This window comes from Streptomyces sp. SID1328, from assembly GCF_009865595.1.
Lineage (GTDB): Bacteria > Actinomycetota > Actinomycetes > Streptomycetales > Streptomycetaceae > Streptomyces > Streptomyces griseoluteus.
Genome location: NZ_WWKH01001081.1, coordinates 1 through 3,735, shown reverse-complemented (window position 1 = coordinate 3,735; position 3,735 = coordinate 1). Strand labels below are relative to the sequence as shown.

At 72.4% G+C, this 3,735-nt stretch carries 2 protein-coding genes and 2 pseudogenes; all 4 read left to right on the top strand.

Going from position 1 to position 3,735, the window contains the following annotated elements:
• Positions 1-679 (top strand): annotated as a pseudogene (locus GT030_RS35010) (ATP-binding protein); the annotation flags it as partial.
• Positions 680-1,025: 346 nt separating this feature from the next.
• Positions 1,026-1,493, top strand: a complete 468-nt coding sequence (locus GT030_RS35005) for a single-stranded DNA-binding protein (protein ID WP_161204513.1) — start codon at positions 1,026-1,028, stop codon at positions 1,491-1,493.
• Between the two features lie 310 nt (positions 1,494-1,803).
• Positions 1,804-3,171 (top strand): Cys-Gln thioester bond-forming surface protein, encoded by a 1,368-nt coding sequence (locus GT030_RS35000; RefSeq protein WP_346009816.1) that lies wholly within the window; start codon positions 1,804-1,806, stop codon positions 3,169-3,171.
• Between the two features lie 136 nt (positions 3,172-3,307).
• A pseudogene (locus GT030_RS34995) lies at positions 3,308-3,495 on the top strand (ATP-binding protein); the annotation flags it as partial.
• Between the last annotated feature and the right edge of the window lie 240 nt (positions 3,496-3,735).

Here is a 3,735-nt window from a genome sequence, read left to right as displayed (position 1 = left end):
CGGGGAGGCCGCCGAACGTGCCTGGCTGCGCAACGCCAACCGCGCGTGCGGCACGCCCTGGCTGCGGCTGTGGCGCTGGTACCAGGACCGCGGCGGCCCGCACACCGGCAGCCTCCCGGTGCGCCAGCACGCGGACGCCGAGGCGACCGCGCGCCAGCGGGTGGAGCAGGCGGTCCGTACGGTGTCCGACCAGGCCGCCGCCGAGTTGCCCACACCCTGGGCGCAGGCGGTGCGGGAAGCGGCCGTACACGGGTCGCAGGGGCTGTCGGAGTCGCTGGACGAGCTGGCGGGCCAGGCCGGACTGCCGCCGGGACGCCCGCCCCGCCCGGGCTGGTGGCCGGTGGCGGTGCTGGTGCAGGCGGCTATGACGCTGCTGCAGATCGTGGGCGGGGCGTGGCTGGTCGGGCAGATCGCGGGGGTGCTCTCGCCGAATCTGGGCGTGCCGGTGCTGCTGATGCTGTGCGGGATCGTGGGCGGGCCGCTGGTGGAGTGGGGGTGCCGGCTGGCGGCGCGGGGGCCTGCGCGGCGGTACGGGCAGGAGGCGGAGCGCCGGCTGCGGGAGGCGGCGGCGAGCTGCGGCCGGGCTCGGGTGCTGGACCCGGTGGCGGCGGAGCTGCTGCGGTACCGGGAGGTGCGCGAGCAGTACGGGCGGATCGCGGGGGCGGGGGTCGGGCGGTAGGGGCTGCCTGGCGGACTGAGGTGGCGGCCGGGGCGGGGTGGGCCGTGGCGGCCTGTGGAGAGTGTGGCCACCTGATCGGGTGACGGAGTTGTCCACAAGTGGGGAGCTGTCCACAGCGCTCGGCGGGGTGGGGCCGGGTGGGCGCAGTCTGGTGCCACGGCGATCGCACCGCCTGCCCGGCCCGGATCGCGGGGCGGGGGGAAGGGCGGGCTTCGTGATCGGCGGTCGTGCGGCGCGCCACGAGTGAGACCGGTGCGCGCCGCACGGCATCAGGAAGCCGTGCGGGACGGGCCCGTCGCGGCACCGGCTGTCCGGCGGTGAGCGCCGGGCGAGGGAGGGGACCAGGATGAACGAGACCGTGGTGTGCGTGGTGGGCAATGTGGCGACGCGGCCGGTGTACCGGGAGCTGCCGAACGGCCCGTCGGCCCGGTTCCGGCTCGCGGTGACCGCGCGGTACTGGGATCGGGAGAAGAACGTCTGGACGGACGGGCACACCAACTTCTTCACGGTGTGGGCCAACCGCCAGCTCGCGGTCAACGTGGCCGCGTCGGTGGAGGTGGGGCAGCCGCTCGTGGTGCAGGGGCGGCTGAAGGTGCGGACCGAGATGCGCGAGGGGCAACAGCAGGCGTGGGCGTCGGCCGACATCGACGCGGTGACGATCGGCCACGATCTGACGCGGGGGACGGCGGCGTTCCGGCGCTCGGCGAAACCGGAGACGCCAGGTCGCGAGACGCGTCCGGAGCCGCAGTGGGAGACACCGCCTCCTGCGGAACCGGAAGCTCAACAGCACGCGGAACGACTGTTGGTGACATGACGTCATCCACTGTCTGACCGAGACGTGGCTTATCGGCGAATGCGCCGCGAACACCCCGTCCAAAGCGGTGGATTTGTCGATAAGCCGAGCTCATGACGGGCCCCCGCGATAACGATTACAGCTCGGATCAGTCGTACGACCATCCGACCGCCGGGTGCGGGCGTCGTTGATCCATAGGATGCCCAGGCGAACACCCCCCAGGGGTTGGTGATTTCTGCTGGTGGGACCGCCCCCCAAGTCCAACGGGTCCTGCTCGAAGGGGAATTCTGTGCTTTCTGCGTTCTCTGGGTTCACCCGGTCCACCGCGCCCGTGAAGGCCGGTGCCCTGACCCTGGCCTGCGGGCTGGCGGCGGCGGGTGTGCTGTCCGGCGCCGGTACGGCCCTGGCCGACGGCAGACCGCAGGCGCAGAACGGGGCGACGGCCACGATCAACGGCCTCAAGACGTACGGCGAGGCCGTGATCCACGAGGACGGCGGCACCGACCTGCGGGTACCGGCCGGCCTGTTCGACATGTCCGTGGACGGCGGCGGCACCCTCCAGACGTACTGCGTCGACCTGCACAACCCCACGCAGCGCGACGCCAAGTACCAGGAGACCCCGTGGAGCGGCACCTCGCTGGGCGCCAACGCGAACGCCGGGCGCATCCGCTGGATACTCCAGAACTCCTACCCCCAGGTGAACGACCTGGACGCGCTCGCCCGCAAGGCCGGCGCGGCCGGACTGACCGAGCAGGACGCGGCGGCCGGGACCCAGGTGGCCATCTGGCGCTACTCGGACGCGGCGAAGGTCGACGCGGTGGACCCGCAGGCGGAGAAGCTTGCGGACTACCTGGAGAAGAGCGCCCGCCCCGCGGCCGAGCCGAGGGCCTCGCTCACGCTGGACCCGCCGGCGGTCTCCGGCCGCCCCGGTGACCTGCTGGGACCGGTGACCGTGCACACCGACGCGGCCGGCGTGATCGTCTCGCCTCCGGCGGACGCGGCGGCCGAGGGGATGCGGATCATCGACCGCACCGGCAAGGTGATCACCTCCGCGCACGACGGCAGCCGGCTCTACTTCGACATACCCGAGGGCGCGCCGGACGCCGCGGTGCAGGTGGCCGTGCAGGCCTCCACCACCGTCCCGGTGGGCCGCGCCTTCGCCTCCGAGTCGCGCAGCCAGACGCAGATCCTCGCCGGCTCCAGCGAGTCCACTGTCACCGCGACGGTCGACGCGTCATGGGCGGCCGAGGGTGCCGTGCCGGCGGTCTCGGCCCGCAAGAACTGCGCCAAGGGCGGGGTGGACGTCACGGTCGCCGACAAGGGCGACGAGCCGTTCACCTTCGACCTCATGGGCACCTCCCACACGGTGGCCCCCGGCAAGGTCGAAACGATCACGGTCCCCCTGAAGGAGGACCAGTCCTACGACTTCACCGTCACGGGCCCGGGCGGCTTCACCCAGCGCTTCACCGGCATCCTCGACTGCGCCACCCAGGGCCCGGCCACGGCCGCCTCGGCCCAGACCCTGAGCGAACCGACTCCGATCACCCTGCCGGGCGAGGCACCCACGGGGACGGACCTCGCGGCAACCGGTGGGTCCGCGCTGACGCCGGTGATCACGGGAGCGGCGATCGGTCTGGTGGTCATCGGCGGAGCTGTGCTGGTGATCCTGCGAGGGCGGGAGGACAAGGCGGGGGAGTAACGGCTCCGCCGCGCGTCAGCACCGTCCTCCAGGACCGGGGGAAGCTTGGCAGGGCTTGACCGCCGAACCGGATCGCGCCCTGCTCGAGAAGTACCCCCGGCTCACAGCCCCCCGCCGCACGCGTTTCCGCCCAGGGGTGGCGGTCTCGGTCACGGATGACGGCGGTACGGGGACGGCTCCGAAGGTCGCGCACCAGGACCAGGACGCCAAGGACGGCCGGGGCCTGGCATGGTCAGCGTCATCGCTCACGGGGTCGTCGTGCGCGACAGCGACCACGGCCACACGGTCACCGCGGAGTTGTACGCGGATGCCCGGCTGGGAGGGCTGTACGAGGGGCGCATCGAGACGCGCCGAGCGCTGTTGCGGGCGGAGCCGTGCACGGTGTCTGTCATCCACGCCAGAACCCGGATCACGTGGACTATGCGACCGGTGCTCTTCGTTGCGCTGGCTCACCGTCAGAACACCGAACTACTGGTGAGCGCATAGCGATTCGAGGTCCACGCGACCGACTGAGTTACAACTTTCTCTACTGGTTCAAGCCCCGGCTGCGCTCCGCTCCGCCGG